The sequence below is a fragment of the Mesorhizobium sp. L2C066B000 genome (assembly GCF_000502335.1).
In the GTDB taxonomy this organism is placed as follows: Bacteria; Pseudomonadota; Alphaproteobacteria; order Rhizobiales; family Rhizobiaceae; genus Mesorhizobium.
In genome coordinates this window covers 120,578-136,345 of the sequence record NZ_AYWZ01000001.1, presented here as the reverse complement: position 1 = coordinate 136,345, position 15,768 = coordinate 120,578, and the positions used below count along the sequence as shown (strand labels likewise).

Annotated in this window: 18 protein-coding genes; 11 read left to right on the top strand and 7 right to left on the bottom strand. The window is 63.3% G+C overall.

Features of this window, described 5'->3' with window-relative positions; genetic code table 11:
• The first annotated feature begins 125 nt into the window (after positions 1 to 125).
• The 7 genes from X733_RS165005 (at position 126) to X733_RS165035 (ending at position 7,163) form a co-directional block, all read left to right on the top strand.
• A complete protein-coding gene (locus X733_RS165005) occupies positions 126 to 1,391 on the top strand; it encodes an ABC transporter substrate-binding protein (protein WP_023817221.1) in 1,266 nt (421 codons plus the stop codon).
• A 93-nt stretch (positions 1,392 to 1,484) separates the two neighbouring features.
• Positions 1,485 to 2,420, top strand: a complete 936-nt coding sequence (locus X733_RS165010; RefSeq protein ID WP_023817220.1) for a sugar ABC transporter permease — start codon at positions 1,485 to 1,487, stop codon at positions 2,418 to 2,420.
• Entirely contained in the window at positions 2,413 to 3,318 is a 906-nt protein-coding gene (locus tag X733_RS165015) for a carbohydrate ABC transporter permease (protein WP_023671100.1), read from the top strand. The genes X733_RS165010 and X733_RS165015 overlap by 8 nt, the downstream gene beginning before the upstream one ends.
• Before the next feature lie 25 nt (positions 3,319 to 3,343).
• Positions 3,344 to 4,450: a sn-glycerol-3-phosphate ABC transporter ATP-binding protein UgpC gene (gene ugpC / locus X733_RS165020; protein ID WP_023817219.1), complete on the top strand. Its 1,107-nt coding sequence runs from the start codon at positions 3,344 to 3,346 to the stop codon at positions 4,448 to 4,450.
• A gap of 39 nt (positions 4,451 to 4,489) precedes the next feature.
• Positions 4,490 to 5,332 (top strand): SDR family oxidoreductase, encoded by an 843-nt coding sequence (locus X733_RS165025; RefSeq protein ID WP_023817218.1) that lies wholly within the window; start codon positions 4,490 to 4,492, stop codon positions 5,330 to 5,332.
• 26 nt (positions 5,333 to 5,358) lie between these two features.
• On the top strand, positions 5,359 to 6,354 hold the full coding sequence (locus tag X733_RS165030) for a TIM barrel protein (protein ID WP_023817217.1): 996 nt from the start codon (positions 5,359 to 5,361) through the stop codon (positions 6,352 to 6,354).
• The gene (locus X733_RS165035; protein WP_023817216.1) at positions 6,351 to 7,163 is read left to right on the top strand and encodes an SDR family oxidoreductase; all 813 of its coding nucleotides are present in this window, start codon (positions 6,351 to 6,353) and stop codon (positions 7,161 to 7,163) included. The genes X733_RS165030 and X733_RS165035 overlap by 4 nt, the downstream gene beginning before the upstream one ends.
• A 408-nt stretch (positions 7,164 to 7,571) precedes the next feature.
• Here the strand turns inward: X733_RS165035 and X733_RS165040 are convergent, their stop codons facing one another.
• The 5 genes from X733_RS165040 to X733_RS165060 all read right to left on the bottom strand — a co-directional run bounded on the left by X733_RS165040 (position 7,572) and on the right by X733_RS165060 (position 10,471).
• On the bottom strand, positions 7,572 to 8,006 hold the full coding sequence (locus tag X733_RS165040; RefSeq protein ID WP_023671095.1) for a hypothetical protein: 435 nt from the start codon (positions 8,004 to 8,006) through the stop codon (positions 7,572 to 7,574).
• A gap of 643 nt (positions 8,007 to 8,649) precedes the next feature.
• The gene (locus X733_RS165045) at positions 8,650 to 9,198 is read right to left on the bottom strand and encodes a dihydrofolate reductase family protein (protein WP_023817215.1); all 549 of its coding nucleotides are present in this window, start codon (positions 9,196 to 9,198) and stop codon (positions 8,650 to 8,652) included.
• A 170-nt stretch (positions 9,199 to 9,368) separates the two neighbouring features.
• Positions 9,369 to 9,638 carry a PilZ domain-containing protein gene (locus X733_RS1000000170550; RefSeq protein ID WP_081740605.1) on the bottom strand — a complete coding sequence of 90 codons (270 nt, stop codon included), beginning with the start codon at positions 9,636 to 9,638 and terminating at the stop codon, positions 9,369 to 9,371.
• 59 nt (positions 9,639 to 9,697) lie between these two features.
• The gene (locus X733_RS165055) at positions 9,698 to 9,907 is read right to left on the bottom strand and encodes a hypothetical protein (protein ID WP_023671091.1); all 210 of its coding nucleotides are present in this window, start codon (positions 9,905 to 9,907) and stop codon (positions 9,698 to 9,700) included.
• 201 nt (positions 9,908 to 10,108) lie between these two features.
• Complete coding sequence (locus X733_RS165060; protein ID WP_023683156.1) at positions 10,109 to 10,471, bottom strand: hypothetical protein; 363 nt, start codon at positions 10,469 to 10,471, stop codon at positions 10,109 to 10,111.
• Between X733_RS165060 and X733_RS1000000169285 the strand changes: the two genes are divergently transcribed.
• From X733_RS1000000169285 to X733_RS165080, 4 genes are all read left to right on the top strand, one after another.
• On the top strand, positions 10,470 to 10,790 hold the full coding sequence (locus tag X733_RS1000000169285; protein WP_155924121.1) for a hypothetical protein: 321 nt from the start codon (positions 10,470 to 10,472) through the stop codon (positions 10,788 to 10,790). The genes X733_RS165060 and X733_RS1000000169285 overlap by 2 nt on opposite strands.
• Before the next feature lie 260 nt (positions 10,791 to 11,050).
• Positions 11,051 to 11,803, top strand: a complete 753-nt coding sequence (locus tag X733_RS165070) for a DUF4142 domain-containing protein (protein WP_023683154.1) — start codon at positions 11,051 to 11,053, stop codon at positions 11,801 to 11,803.
• A gap of 32 nt (positions 11,804 to 11,835) precedes the next feature.
• Positions 11,836 to 12,441: a hypothetical protein gene (locus X733_RS165075; RefSeq protein WP_023671087.1), complete on the top strand. Its 606-nt coding sequence runs from the start codon at positions 11,836 to 11,838 to the stop codon at positions 12,439 to 12,441.
• A gap of 181 nt (positions 12,442 to 12,622) precedes the next feature.
• Complete coding sequence (locus X733_RS165080) at positions 12,623 to 13,243, top strand: hypothetical protein (RefSeq protein WP_031192923.1); 621 nt, start codon at positions 12,623 to 12,625, stop codon at positions 13,241 to 13,243.
• Positions 13,244 to 13,296: 53 nt separating this feature from the next.
• On the opposite strand, the gene X733_RS165085 is transcribed toward X733_RS165080, so the two are convergent.
• Complete coding sequence (locus X733_RS165085; RefSeq protein WP_023817212.1) at positions 13,297 to 14,445, bottom strand: PHB depolymerase family esterase; 1,149 nt, start codon at positions 14,443 to 14,445, stop codon at positions 13,297 to 13,299.
• A gap of 208 nt (positions 14,446 to 14,653) precedes the next feature.
• Positions 14,654 to 15,640, bottom strand: coding sequence for an aldo/keto reductase (locus tag X733_RS165090; RefSeq protein ID WP_023817211.1), 987 nt, complete (start codon positions 15,638 to 15,640; stop codon positions 14,654 to 14,656).
• Positions 15,641 to 15,768 lie beyond the last annotated feature (128 nt).

Sequence of the window (15,768 nt, the reverse complement as noted above, 5' to 3'; positions counted from 1 at the left end):
GACTGATAGCTCCAATATGTCATCTTGGAAAGAACTCGAGATTGACGCATCTCGCCGGCGGCGGCTTCAAACCGCGGCCATAAGCGGTCGAGACGAACCGTGCAACACGATATGGGAGTGAAACGATGAAGTCCGTCATGACCGCGCTTGCGGCCGCTGCTGCGTGCACATTTTTCGCCGGAACAGCCTTCGCCGAGCCCAAGACCAACCTTTTGCACCAATGGGCGACCGGATCGGACGCCCAGGCGATCGCCAAGCTCGGCGAGATGTTCACGGCCAAGGGCGGCAAATGGGAACAGACCTCGATTGCCGGCCACACCGCCAATACGCTGGCCAAGCTGCGCGCCGACGTGATCGCCGGCAATGCCCCGCCTGCCGTGCAGCTCAAGGGCCCTGAGATCGCCGAATGGAACGAGACCGGCATGACCGCCGATCTCGACGAGTTGGCGGCCTCGGAAGGGTGGGAGAAAGTGGTGGCGCCGGAATTGCTTCCGGTGATGAAGCCGACCGGCAAATGGGTCGCCGCGCCCATGAACATCCACCGCATCAACTGGCTCTGGGCCTCGCCCAAGGTCATGCAGGCGGCCGGCGTGGCGGAAATGCCGAAGACCTGGGCCGAGTTCAATGCCGCCTGCGACAAGATCGTCGCCACAGGCAAGATCTGCATCTCGCATTCGACCGCCGACTGGACGGATTCGACGGTGTTCGAGGTCGTGCTCTACGGCCAGGACATCGATCTCTACCGCAAGGCCTTCGTCGAAGGCGATGTCGAGTCCATGCGCAGCCCGGGGATGGTCAAGGCCTTCACGCAGATGCGCCTGATGACGAGCAGGTACATGGATCCGGGCATGGTCGGCCGCGACTGGGATTCGATGTCGGCGCTCGTCGGCAAGGGCGACGCGGCGTTCCACATCATGGGCGACTGGACGATCGGCCTTTTGACCGCCGCCGGCTTCAAGGAAGGCACCGACTATGTCTGCGCCCAGGCGCCGACCGATTGGGGCAAACCCGGCTTCATCCTCAACTCGGACTCGGTCGTGTTCTTCAAGCAGAAGGACCAGGATTACATCGACGGCCAGAAGCTGCTGGCCAGCCTGATCCTGTCGCCCGACTTCCAGACGGTCTTCAACCAGGCCAAGGGCTCGATCCCCGCACGCCTGGATATCGATCTGTCGAAGGGCTTCAATCCGTGCCAGCAGCTCTCGCAGAAGGATCTCCAGGCTTCGATCAAGGACGGCACACTGGTCCGCTCGATGGCCCACAACATGACCATCCCGCAGAAGATGCGCGGCGCGATCATGGACTCCATTACCGAGTTCGTGGCGACGCCGGACATGTCGCCGGAGGATGGCGCCAACGCGATGGCCGACGCGGCGGAAGCACAGAAATAGATGGCAATGGCCGGGCGCCATCCGCACCCGGGCATCCGCCATCCCGGTCCCGCGCTCCGCCAGTCCTGTGCTCTGCCAATCTCCGTGCTCTGAATGTCAAATCACGACCTGATCCTGTCGGTACCGGCGCCCGCCCGCCCCTGGCGCGAGCGGCTGGGCTCCGCGATGCCCTTGCTGGTGCTCGGCCCCTCTCTCGTGGCGAGCTTCGTCTACATCTTCGTGTTCACCGGCTGGACGCTCTATATCTCGCTGTCCAACTCCTCGCTGCTGCCGACCTACGGCTTCGTCGGCCTGGACAACTACGCGTCGCTGTGGGCGAACCGGCGCTGGAACATCGCCTACAACAACCTGTTTTTCTTCAGCGCTTTCTACATCGTCGGCTCGATGGCGGTGGGACTGCTGCTGGCGATCCTGATCGACCAGCGCGTGCGCGGCGAAGCGGCCTGGCGCACGATCTTCCTCTATCCGCTGGCCGTCTCCTTCATCGTCACCGGCACGGTCTGGAGCTGGCTCTACAATCCGACCGACGGCATCCAGGCCATGGTGCGCGGTTTCGGCTGGGCGAGCTTCAGTTTCGCACTCGCCAGCGACCGGCACTATGCGATCTACGCGGTGATCATCACCGGTGTCTGGCAGGCCTCGGGCTTTGCCATGGCGCTGTTCCTGGCCGGCCTGCGCTCGGTGGATCAGGACCTCGTCAAGGCCGCGCAGATCGACGGCGCATCGACGTTCCGCCTCTATCGCAAGGTGCTTCTGCCAACCATTGCGCCGATCTTCCTGGCGGTCGCCGTCATCCAGATCCAGTTCGCCATCAAGACCTTCGACCTCGTGGCGGCCCTGACCAAAGGCGGCCCGGGGATCTCGACCACCTTCCCCGCCATCTACGTCTATGACCTGATGTTCCAACGCGGCCAGATCGGCGAAGGTGCGGCCGCCGCCATCATGATGCTTGCCGCTGTTGCCGTGGTGCTGGTGCCCTATTCATTCTGGGTGGTCTGGCGCCGGCGCAAGGAAGCCGGCCATGGCTGACGTCTCCCTGGACCAGTCGCTCGACCGTCGCGCTGCCGCAGTCGCGTCGCGCCGGCATTTTCTCACCCGCTTCGCCATCTATGGGCTGCTGGTCGTCTTCGCGGCGATCTACCTGGTCCCGTTGCTGGTGGTGGTGCTGAATTCATTCCGCGACCAGCAGGAGATCGCGCGCAACGGGTTGATCTCGCTGCCGCGCAGCTTCCGCCTCGATGCCTGGGGCCAGGCCTGGAGCACCTATTGCATCGGCGGCACCTGCGAGGGCATGCAGCGCAACTTCTACAACTCCCTGAAGATGACGATCCCGGCCACGATCATCTCGACGGCGGTCGGCGCGATGAACGGTTACATCCTGTCGAAATGGCGCTTCAGAGGTTCGGAAGCTTTGTTCACCTGCATGCTGCTCGGCGTCTTCATTCCGGGCCAGATTTCGTTGATGCCGTGGGCGTTCATCCTCGGCAATCTCGGCCTCAGCAATTCGGTCTACGGGCTCGTCCTCATCCACGTCATCCAGGGCATTTCGTTCACCACTTTGTTTTGCCGCAACTACTACGTCAGCATCCCCGACGACCTGATCAAGGCGGCGCGCATCGACGGCGCCGGCTTCTGGCGCATCTTCCGCAAGATCATTCTGCCGCTCTCCTCACCGATCCTGATCGTCACGGTGATCTGGCAGTTCACCGGCATCTGGAACGAATATCTGTTCGGCGTCGTCTTCACCTCCGGGCAGCAACAGCCGATCACGGCAGCGCTCGTCGCGCTGACGGCAAGCGGCACCAATGTGCGCGCCTACGATGTCATGAGCGCCGCCGTGCTGATCGGCGCGCTGCCGCCGCTGCTGATCTATCTCTTCGGCGGCAAGTATTTTGTGCGCGGCCTGACGCAAGGTGCCATCAAATGAGGCGCGATCAAGTGAAGGGCATCGCATGTCGACATTGACCATCCGATCGCTGCGCAAGAACTACGGTGCGGTCGAGGTGCTGAAGGGCGTCGATCTCGAGGCGCAGGACGGCGAGTTCATCGCGCTGGTCGGACCCTCCGGCTGCGGCAAGTCCACTCTGCTGGCGATGATCGCCGGGCTCGAATCTGTTACCTCCGGCGAGATCCGCATCGACGGAAGGCTGGTCAATTCGGTGCCGCCGAAGGACCGCGACATCGCCATGGTGTTCCAGTCCTACGCGCTCTACCCGACGATGACGGTGCGCGAGAACATCACCTTCGGCATGGAAAGCCGCCGCGTCCCGAAGCCGCAGCAGGACGAGGCCGTCAGTCGAGTTGCTGCCTTCCTGCAGATCGAACCGCTGCTTGGCCGCAAGCCCGGACAGCTCTCGGGCGGCCAGCGCCAGCGCGTCGCCATGGGCCGGGCGCTCGTGCGTGATCCCAAACTGTTCCTGTTCGACGAGCCGCTTTCCAATCTCGATGCCAAGCTGCGGGTCGACATGCGCACCGAAATCAAGAAGCTGCATCACCGCGTCGGCAAGACCACGGTTTACGTCACCCACGACCAGGTCGAGGCGATGACGCTGGCGTCGCGCATCGCCGTGATGCATCAGGGCGAGGTCCAGCAATTCGACGATCCGGCCACGATCTACAACCGTCCGGCCAACATGTTCGTCGCCGGCTTCATGGGCTCGCCGGCGATGAATTTTTTGGCCGCGGAACTGAGCCAGGAAGGCGGTCGCGCCACTGTTGTGTTGCAGGCCGCCGATGGCAAGACGGCCAGCCTGCCGATCGTCCAGGCGCTCCCATCCGATACGCCGCGACAAATCATTCTCGGCATCCGGCCGGAGCACATCTACCGCTTCGATCCGGATCTTGCGCGCCGCAAGCCGGGCATCGCGCAGATCGATGCAGTGGTCGAACTGGTCGAGCCGACAGGCGCGGAGACCATGGCCGTCCTGCGCCTGGGCGGCAAGGAGATCACCGGCCGTTTCGACCCCGACGGCACGCCGCTTATGGGCGAGACGGTGACGCTCGGCATCGACATGGCGCGGGCGTGCCTGTTCGACCCGACGACCCAACGCCTGATCTGACCCGATCTGACCGAAGCTTGATCTGAAAAGAGTTCCGCCTTGTCCTTCGCCACCTATCCGAGCCTGTCCGAGCGTGTCGTGCTGATCACCGGCGGTGCGTCGGGCATCGGCGCCGACACGGTCCGCGCCTTCGCCGCCAATGGCGCGCGCGTCGCGTTTCTCGATCTGCAGCAGGAGGCCGGCGAGCAGCTTGCCCGCGACCTCGCCGCCGCGGCAGCGCACGCGCCCCTGTTCCTGCGCTGCGACGTGACCGATATCCCCGCCCTCCAAGCCGCGATCGGCACGGTGCGCGACCGCGTCGGGCCTGTCGCGGTGCTGGTCAACAACGCTGCCGACGACAATCGCCTCTCGGTCGCCGACGTGACGCAGGAATACTGGGACCACGCCCAGGATGTGAACCTCAGGCACCACTTCTTTGCCGCCCAGGCCGTGCATCCGCACATGCAGGAATTGGGCTTTGGTTCGATCGTCAATTTTTCCTCGATCGCCTGGCGTTTCGGCGCATCAGAGATGGCCCCCTATGCGGCGGCCAAGGCTGCGGTGGTCGGGCTGACCTTCGCGCTGGCGCGGGCGTTTGGCCCCGNGATGGCCCCCTATGCGGCGGCCAAGGCTGCGGTGGTCGGGCTGACCTTCGCGCTGGCGCGGGCGTTTGGCCCCGACAACATCCGCGTCAACGCCATCGAGCCGGGCGCCGTCATCACCGACCGGCAGCGGGAGCTTTGGTACAAGACCCAAGGTTCGGTCGACCAGGTCGTGCAGCGCCAGGTGATCCGCAAGGTTCTGCTCGGCGAGGAGATCGCGCGCACGGTGCTGTTCCTCGCCGCCGACGACAGCCGCATGATCACCAAGCAGTCGATCACCGTGGATGCCGGCCTGCGATGACCACACCTGACTCAAAGGATCGCTTCATGCTCGAGGTCGGCCTGAACCCCTACGGCCTGACCTATCATCTCGGCCTCCAGGGCCGCGGCACGCCACGCGCCAATCCGCAGCCTGCGGGGCTCGAAGGTTTCATCGCACTGGCGACCGAACTCGGCGCGCGCGTGCTGGAGATCTGGGTGCCATGGCTGAGCGAGCTTTCCGACGACGCGGTGATCGCGCTGCGCGAACGGCTCGCCGGCCTTGGCATCACGCCGGTCGTCAGCGGCGGCCTGCTGGTGGGCGAACCGCTCGACGATGCCTTTCGGGCCGCGCGCCTGCTCAACGCCAAAATCATCCGGACGGCGCTGACGCCGGTTCTCTGCGGCGACCGCAACGCGGCCGGCGAAAAATGGAGCGAGTACGTCGGCATCATTCGGGAGCGATTGGTGGAATGGGGTCCCCGCGCGAATGCCGAAGGGTATGTCCTTGCGATCGAAAACCACCAGGACTTTACCAGCCGGGAACTCGTCGATTTCTGCGCCCTCGGTGGTGACAGTGTGGGCGTCACCTTCGACACCGGCAACACGTTCCCGGTCGGCGAAGCGCCGCTCGATTTTACGAAGGTGATCGCCCCCTGTGTCCGCCATGTCCACCTCAAGGATTACCGCGTGCAGTTCACGACCGAAGGCTATCGGCTGATCCGTTGTGCCATCGGCGACGGTGCGGTGCCGTTTGCCGAGCTGTTCGCCATTCTTGGCCAACACCACGATCGCATGACCGCCGTTCTCGAACCGGGCGCCTTGGAGGCCCGGCATGTCCGCTATCTCAGCGACGACTGGTGGCGCGGCTATCCGCAGAAGACGGCACGCGAATTTGCCGCCTGCCTGGCGGCCGCGCAGCGCAACCGGCTGCCCGACGATGCCGACACAAGCACCCCCTGGGAGCGCGAAGCCGATGCTTCCCTGGTTTCCTATGAGCTCGACATGATCCGGCGTAGCGCCGCCAACATGCGCAAATTTGTTTTGATGGAGAAGATCCGATGACGGCACGTGAACTCGATGGACTGACCGCCTTCGTAACCGGCTCCGGCCGCGGCCTCGGCCGCGTGATGGCCGAGCGCCTGGCCGAACTCGGCGCCAATGTCGCAATCCACGACATGGACGAGGAAGCGCCGGCCAAATATGGCGAGTTCGCCAATCTCGGCGAAGTGGTCGAGCGCCTGAAGCGGCACGGCACGAAGGTCACGTCGGTGACCGGCAACATTGGTGACCAGAAGGCGGTGGCCGAGATGAAGCGCAAGATCGAGGCCGATCTCGGCGACGTGCATGTGCTGGTCAATTGCGCCGGCGGCGACATCGGCGCCAAGGGCGGCAAGCCGAACCCCAACAACGCCCTCGACATCGAACTGGACGACATCCGCGTGCTCACCGAGAACAATCTGATCGGCACGATGCTGGTCTGCCAGGCCTTCGTGCCGCCGATGAAACGGCGCGGCGGCGGCTCCGTCATCAACATCGCGTCGGCGGCGGCACATCTCGGCTGCTCGCCCGAGGTCGTCTACTCCACCTTGAAGGCCGCGGTCGTGCATTACACGCGCTGTCTCGCCAAGGAACTGATCGACGACGGCGTGCGCATCAACGCGGTCAGCCCAGGCGCCACGAAGACGGCACGCTTCCAGGCGACCCGCGTGGTCGATCCGGAGCGCATGGATTCCAGCAAGAAGTCGCTGAACCGCTATGCCGAGCCGGAGGAGATCGCCGAGGCGGTGGCCTTTCTAGCCGGCCCCCGCGCACGATTTATCAATGGGCAGGTGCTCCGCGTCGATGGCGGGTTTACGATCTTTCCCGGGTGATGGGGCGGGCCTCGAATTTCAATTTCGGGGCCGAAAGCGGAAGGTCCGTTTTCGGGATTCCTGGGTCAAATTGCCCCCTCACGCCTCGAGCTTTTCGCAGCGTCAAAACGGCTGTGGAGGGATTGGCAGGCTATACCGCTGACGAAGCGCACATGTGACGCACCGAGGATAAGTAACCCCGCTTGGTCACGCGGGCGCTGCCGACCGGTTGGTCGAAACTGGCGCTGGTACTCGCTATTCACGAAATTGCCGATCACCCTGACGAGGTCCACTAAGCAATGGTGAACGTCATTTCTGAAGTCGCAAGCAACTCGGCCGCCCTACTCCATTGAGATCAGCCATGCCTTCGCGGAGCCGATGCAATCTCTGCTGGAGCCTGCATGCTTCTTCAGGCGCAAGCGCTGTGTCTCAGTGCGGCATGAATCCTTTTCTCAGCCAAGCCAATATCTTGCTCCCATTGAGAACCCTGCGGACACGCCCGGCGGCCCAGCCAGCCTGCATGGTGGCGCCGGTGTGGCAACTGCAGACGATCTCATGCAACTGCCAATCGGAGAGTTCGAAGAAGCGTCTGGCTTCCCCGTAGGTATCCGATTGCATGCCCGATGCACGCAGCAGTGGATCGTCAAAAGCGACACTGATCGCCGATCCGACCGCGCGCGCTTCTCCGCGGACAGAGGGATGCAGATGCTCAGTCCCGGTGAGAGCCACAAGGGAGCGCGTCGGATTTCGATAGAGCAGTTCCGCCCACCGCTCTATCCGTTGCGTCCTTGTAGCCAGCAGAGCCGGCGATAGTGGACTGATGTCCGCGACTGACTGGAGTTGATCGAGTGTCTGGTGCTTCATGACTGCCTCCTGTTGGTCGTTCCAATCCCAAGGCCTTTGCTGCAGGATTGGCTCACACGCTAAGCCGCCTCGTAAAGGAGCGGCGGCCGATCAGGTGTTGCCACCAATCGCCCACAGGCACCACGCGGCGGCATCTGCAGCGACCCCAACTGCATTCCTTCGCCAATGTTCCAGCGGGATGAAAAAAACTGTGCGGCCGGCCGACCCGACGGACCCGGCTGGCGCACGCAGGATCCTGAACTGCTGGACGATGATGACGCAGGCCTGGAAAGGCGGCTAGGTTGTACCTTGCTTTTCAGGCTTGACCATGATGTTTCACTACCCGCTCGGTCATCGCGGGAAGGCCAGGAGCAGAGCCGCTGGCGGCAACGATGAGTTGCGGACGAGGTCGGGCGGTGGAGGACGACGCCCTTGGGCCGCCAGGTCACTGAAGGACCAACCGAAGCGGCGCTTCGGGCGAGGAACGGCGGCAAGGCCTCTTTGACCGGAATGGGGCGCATTGCTGACCGGCAGATTTTCGGCCGACAGCAGACCCTCTGCTGCTTGGGTACCCAGCACGCAAGCTGACATGTGAGACCTCGGTGCGAAGGCCGGGACCAGGCCCTCTCCAGGTTCGCATGTTGGCGCTGAAGCGCCTTATCGTTCAGCCTCGCGGCACATAGATCATATGAACCGTATCGTCATCGATCAATGTGCTCGACACCAGTTGCAGCGCAGGCCTTGCCTCGTGGAAGAAAGGCTTGCCCTTGCCGAGCACGAATGGCCTCACGTGCAGGTGATATTCCTCGATCAGGCCCAGCCCGGTCATAAGACCGGCCAGTTCCGGACCGGAAACGCTCAGGGTGCCCTCCGCGCGGGCCGCGATCTCGCGAATCTGATCTTCAATATCGCCGGAGATGAGGGTGGCGTTTGGGCCTACCCGCGAAAGTGTGCGCGAAACGACCCATTTGGGCAGCTTGCGCCAGAGTGTCGCGAACTGGCGAAGCGGAGCGTCCCATTCCGCGTGATCATCGTCCCAATAGCGCATGACCTCGTACATCCGGCGGCCATACACAGCGCCGGCATGGTTGCGAATCGTCTCGATCCAGTACTCGAAGTGCTTCTGGCTTGGTGCGCCCATGACCAGATTTCCGGCAAGGTCATCGACATAGCCATCGATGGAAACGTTCATTCCCAAGATAAGTTTGGCCATAAGCAGCGCCTTCACATAGTCGGTTCACGGATTAACCGCTTGTAATTTGCAAGCAGTCAGACGCTATAGCAACTGATTGCAAATCGCAAGTAGCATAGAAAGAAGCGTTCGTGCCGCAAACGAGCCCTGCCTTGTCCCATCAACCCTGCATCCGTCCCGGCTATCGCCCTCTACGCCTGCCTTCCCGAATCAAGCTGCACCCCAAGTCGCTCGTTCCGTCTCCACCGCACCACGGCGCGATAGCTGGTATGATCGACAGGCACGTGAAGGACGAAACGGTCGGGGATTGCGATATCGGCCTTCACCCGCAGCTCCGCACCGTGAGCGTGCTGGTTGCAAACCAGACAATTGATACTGGCGTCGCCAACGCGGATTGTCGCTTCCTTCAGAACAAGATCACGGATATACGACCGTCGCTCTATCGGTGGGTCAGCCGGCATTGCCTTATCCCTCTGATTTGACGACCTGAAACTCTTCTGAACCCGCAATGGAAAGCGCACTACCGGCCCAGCGGTTGCCTCGAAAGACTGACGAGCTCGGCTTCGTCGACCACGCCGGCCATATAGTTCGCGATAATCCGGGATGCGATGGCGTCGCGTGCTTCGGGCGACTGACCGTCGCGCTTAAGCTGCTCGAATACACGGCCCAACAGCTCGAGTTCGGATGGCTGCAAAACGCCGGCCTCGGTGGCTTTGCGTCGAATGGGCATTTGTGATCCTCCACTACGGTCAACAACATACGACCGCGGCAGGGAAACTCAACTCACCTGTCGAGGGCGCCGCGCGGGCGGCGCCGACCACAAATCCCGTTTACCCGAGCGGGGAGTTTTTCACTCAAAGCCACAGTGATCTGGCGTCCATACAAAGCCCGCTAGCAAAGCCGGCGGGCGCAATAGTCATAAGATACGCCGCTAGAACCAGCTTCGGTCGCGTTCGTGGCTTTGCCCGAGCAGCATGCCGATCAACAACCCGGCAATGCCGCCAAGCACGAAAGCGCTGCTGATGGTGCCGGGATTTTGCTGGACGGCTTCGGACACCGTCTGCGCCTGCGATCTCAGCTGCTGCGTTGCCCGTGCCGCGCGCTCGGTCGCGCTGCCATACCAGCCGCCGGCTTCGCCAACGGCATCTTCTGCGCGCTCGGCAAGCGTCCGGTTGATCTTGCTGATCTCGCGCTTCAGCGATGCGACCTGCTTCTCCAGGGCCTCCTGGGCATCTCGGGCGGAAATCTTCGGGGTGTCCTTCGGGGTGTCCTTCGGGGTGTCGTTCTCGGCCATGGCTGTTCCTTTCGTTGAGGCAGGGGGAACGGCCAACGGACAAGGATGGTTCCGCTGCCTGCGCTCACAGTCATTCACCCAGCCGGCCGCCAACTTTGGGAACACTCTCCCGATCCAACGGTTGTGGCTGATGGAGGGCACGCATTTGTCGAATCGATCGAGCCATGCTGAAACGCTGCGGACGGTCTCCGATCTGCTACACCGCGCCCGCCGTGTCATTCGCGACGGCGGCCATGCGGCGGCGATGTTCGAAATAGACACGCTGCTGCAGGTCGCCCAGACAGAGGTTGCGCGCCGCCTCGAACGCAACGATCGCTGAACCTCGATAGGCCACCGCGGGCGCTATTCATTGCGGGCGGCGAAGGCCTCGTTTCCCTTTGCGATGGACTTGCAAGGCGCCCATCGAGCGGGTCGCCGTCCGAGCCACGCGTCGACATCGCAAAGGCGCAAAATCCGAGGATGAGGGGCCATCATCGCGGCATCGACCCTCCCGGTTATAACGCTTGGGCGGCGGAACAAAGCTTGGCCGCACTGGTTAGGCTCACAGCACGATGTGTGCCCCAACGAGGATCTCTGTCCATGAAAACACGTGTTCTTCTAGCTTCGCTGGCCACCGCCACAGCCATGGTCTTCGCCCTGCCCGCCTTCGCCGCCGACAGTGCTCAGGACTTTGTCGACAAGGCTGCCATCGGCGGCCTGTTCGAAGTGGACTCCAGCAAGATCGCAGAAGGCAAGGCCCAGGATCAAGGCGTCAAGGATTTCGCCAAGAAGATGATCGACGATCACGGCGCCGCCAACGCCAAGCTTGCGACCATCGCCGGCGAACAGAAGCTGAAAGTGCCGACGGAGCTGGACGCCAAGCACAAGGCCGATCTGGAGGCTCTGCAGAATGCCAACGATGCCGTCGACAAGCCCTATGTCCAGATGCAGCGCGATGCGCATTCGGAGGCGGTCACGCTGTTCGAGAGCTATGCCAAGGACGGCGACAACGCGCAGTTGAAGACCTTCGCCTCCGAGACCTTGCCGACGCTCAAAATGCATCAGGAAATGGTCGAGAAGATCGCTTCCACCGACAATGCATCGTCGACCACCAGCTCCACCACCCCGGCCGTGAGCACGACCGAAACCACCAATCCGGCCGCCCCGGTCCCGGGTGCCAACAGCTTCACCGAGGATCAGGCGAAGAGCCGCATTCAGGATGCCGGCTTCTCCGGCGTGTCCAAGCTGACCAAAGACGACCAGGGCATCTGGCGCGGTCAGGCCACCAAGGATGGCAAGACCACGACCGTGGCGCTCGATTATCAGGGCAACGTCGTTGCCGGCGCGAACTGAACCCTCTGAACCAGAACGAGGAGATCAAGACCATGAAAACCGTAACCGGACTTTTCGACAACTACGATGATGCCTCCGATGCCGTCGGCGAACTGGAGGCAATCGGCGTGCCGCAGGCCGACATCAGCATCGTCGCCAACAATTCGGATGACTGGTACGACGACGGCGACACTTCCAACGCCGCCGAGGATGCGGCCGGCGGCGCCGGTCTCGGAGCCGTCATTGGCGGCGCCGGCGGGCTTCTGACAGGGCTCGGCATCATGGCCATTCCGGGCGTCGGTCCGGTCGTGGCCGCAGGATGGCTGGCCGCCACCGCGGTCGGCGCCGTTGGCGGCGCGGTCGTCGGTGGCGCTGCCGGCGGCATCGTCGGGGCGCTGACCGAGTCAGGCGTCCCCGAAAGGGATGCGCATGTCTATGCGGAGGGCGTTCGCCGCGGTGGCACGATGGTGACCGCCAGGGTCAGTGACGAACTCGCCGACGAGGCCGAGCGTATTCTTGGCGAATCCAACTCGGTCGATCTGCAAGACCGCCGACGCGCCTATGAAGCCGGTGGCTGGACCGGCTTCGATGCCAATGCCGACCCCTACACCGACATCGAGGCCGAGCGCGACAAAACGCGCAACGCCAGCCCACTCTGATCATCGAGCCCCGTCGCCGCACGGCGGCGGGGCCGAAGGTGCTGTCGGCGCACAGCAAGCGGCGTTCAAATTCGGCCATAAGGGGCGGTTCTCTTCGGACCTGCCCCTTTTCGCTGTTGCCTTGGCTTGACCGGCTCTTGCCGTGTTAGCATCGAGCCAACGAAACCAGCCCAAGGAAAGCATGAGCCCGTCCCCGCAACTGATTGCCGAATGGCCGCTGTCGCCGTCAGCGACACTCGGGTCCGCCGTGCGCTCCAAGGGGATCGAACGTGAAGTCAGAGCCCGGCTGCCATGGGCAGTCAGGAAGCACGTCAAGGCCGAGACGGGCCGCATCGCATTGCGAATGTCGAGATCCGAAGCGGAAGCGTTCAAGGCCGCCTCTGCCAGTATCTCCAAAACACTGGAGGGAGTGGAAGCGCTGCCTGTGCTTCCACGCGAGGTCGAGGATATCCTTACGATCTCTTCGCGCGAGCGCCACAAATGGCTCAAGGACGGTCGGCTGCAAAGCACCGGCACACGCACCGTCAAGATGCGTGGGCGATCAAAGTCTGTCACCTTCCACGTTTTCGACCCGCGCCACATCGAGGACGTCCTGGACCGCGATTTGGCAACAGTCTGGAGAGAGCAGGATGTCCAGGCGGTCGCCGAGAACAGGCGGCGCGGCGCGGGCAAGGCCGCGTTGACGCGCGCGGGAAAAGGCACCGGGCAGGCACGCACTGCGAGGAAGGCCCGGAACACGGACGGCCCGCCGCCCGGATTGAAGGGCTGGGATGCGTTCGAGGACGAAGGCCTGCTGCGATAATGATGCTGGCGCTTGCCGTTGTCCTTTGGGCCGGGCGAGCCTCAGCCTCAGCCTCAGCGCATCAATCCCGCTGCCCTGAGCGCGTCCTCGATGACCTTGGTGATCCCGGCCGCCGGACCGCCTGGCGGATTGACGGGCTCCGGGGTCGGATCGACACGGACGGCTCGCGGTTTTTCCTTCGGCGAGAAAGGCTGCAATACAGTGCCTGAAGCGGCCTCGGCTTTCGCCGCGCGTCGTACGTCTGGCTTCGTCAGCCCCCAGAAACGGGCGATGTGGCGCGTCGAGGAAATCCCGACATCCAGCATGAACGGCCCTGCTTTGCCGAGAGCATTGTCGCCGCTCGCCTGCAATGGCGTGCCATGGCCCATGCCGGCAATGCTGTATGCCTCGACCACGTCGCGGCCTTTGCCATCGCACCAGACTTTTCGGCTCTGACCGTCGACCTTTTCCGTGCGTGTCGGCGCTTGAGCGAGGCCGTGCACGCCCTCCCATTGCGCCAGCACCGCGTCGGCATTGGAAGGCACCACGGTAGTATCGGCCGAGCCCTGCCAGACCGAAATCCTCGGCCACGGCCCCTTGTGCGGCGAGGCCTCCCGCAACAGACGCTGCAGGTCGGTTCTGGACGGGCCGCCATGGCCACGCATGCGGTCGAAGGCTTCGGGGATGGTCGAGGCGCTGCCATAGGCAAGCCCGGCAATGATCGCGCCACCGGCAAACACGTCCGGGTAGGTCGCCAGCATCACCGCCGCCATGGCGCCGCCGGCGGAAAGACCGGTGACGAAGATCCGCTTGCGGTCGAGACCGTGGGTGACCACCGCCGCCTCGATCATCTGGCGGATGGACAGCGCCTCGCCGCCGTCGCGGCTTATATCGCCTGGCACGAACCAGTTGAAGCAAAGATTGGCGTTGTTGGCGCGCTGCTGCTCGGGGAAAAGCACGGCAAAACCCTGCTCGTCGGCGAGCTCGGTCCAGCCGGAGCCATGATCGTACGCGGCTGCATTCTGCGTACAGCCATGCAGCACCACGACCAGCGCCGCCTGCTTCGGCAGGTTTTCAGGGAGGTGAAACCGCGCGCGCAAGGCGCCGGGATTGGACCCGAACCCTGTCATCTCGGACAGGTGGTCGTCCTTGCTCAGCCCTGCACCGGCTGGCCGGCCGCGCATCGCGCTCAGCCGGGCGATCGTATCGGATATGTCTCGCAAATCGGTATCCTTGCGCGCCGGAATGGGCAGACTCGTGCACACAACGCACACGCAGGAATATCGTTGCTGCACTGCACAATAACAAGCGGCGCGGCCGAGTAAATGACCGATGGATCATAGAATCCGCTGCACGGCTTGTGACGGACGAACGCAATTTGGCCCTGCTGGCCTCTGGTCAGTCGTCCGGTCGAGGGCGGCAGGCGCTGGCTCACCAGCGCTGATGCACGTAGGGCTTGATGTTCTCGTCATAGACCGCCTTCACCTTGGCCATCAACTCGGAGGACAACGGCGCAAGCTCCGCCGCTTCCGCATTGGAAACCGCCTGCGCCGGATTGCGGGCGCCGGGAATGACAACCGTCACCGCGTCGAACATCAGGATCCAGCGCAGCGCGAATTTCGCCATGGTGGTGTCGCCTGACACCAGCGGCCGCACCTTCTCGACCGCCGCCAGCCCGACGTCAAAGGGCACGCCCGAAAACGTCTCGCCGACATCGAAGGCTTCGCCATTGCGGTTGAACAGGCGATGGTCGGTGGTCTCGAACTTGGTGTCCGCCCTGAACTTGCCGGACAACAGGCCGCTGGCCAGCGGCACGCGGGCGATGACGGCGACATCGTTCTTTTTCGCCTGGTCGAAGAACAGCTCGGCCGGGCGCTGGCGGAAGGCGTTGAAGATGATCTGCACGCTGACGACGCCGGGATATTGCATCGCCTTCAGCGCCTCTTCGACACGCTCGACGCTGACGCCGTAATTGCGGATCTTGCCCTGCTCCACCAAACGGTCGAGACGCTCGAACACCTCCGGGTGGTAGTAAAGATCGGTCGGCGGGCAATGCAGCTGCACCAGGTCGAGCGTGTCGGTCTCGAGGTATTTCAGGCTGCGGTCGATCCAGCCGTTGAGGTTCTCGACGCTGTAGCCTTCGACGGTCTGCTTCGGCAGCCGCCGTCCGGCCTTTGTGGCGATGAACGGGCGCGCGCCACCGCGTTCCTTAATCACCCGTGCGATCAGCTTTTCCGAACGGCCGTCGCCATAGACGTCGGCGGTGTCGAGGAAGCTGACGCCGGCATCGAGCGCGGCATGCAGGGCTGCGACCGCATCGTCATCATTGACCTCGCCCCAGGCGGCGCCGATCGCCCACGCGCCGAAGCCGATCTCGCTGACTGATCTGCCGGTACGGCCAAATTTCCGTGAATGCATCTCGCTGTTCCTGATTTGCGGCTTCGCCGGCAATGCCGGCTCCATGATTGCGATTTTTCCGGGAGCCTCATACCGCATGGCAACGCGATTGACATCCCTCTTCCCTGGATTTACCAGATTACAGGGTT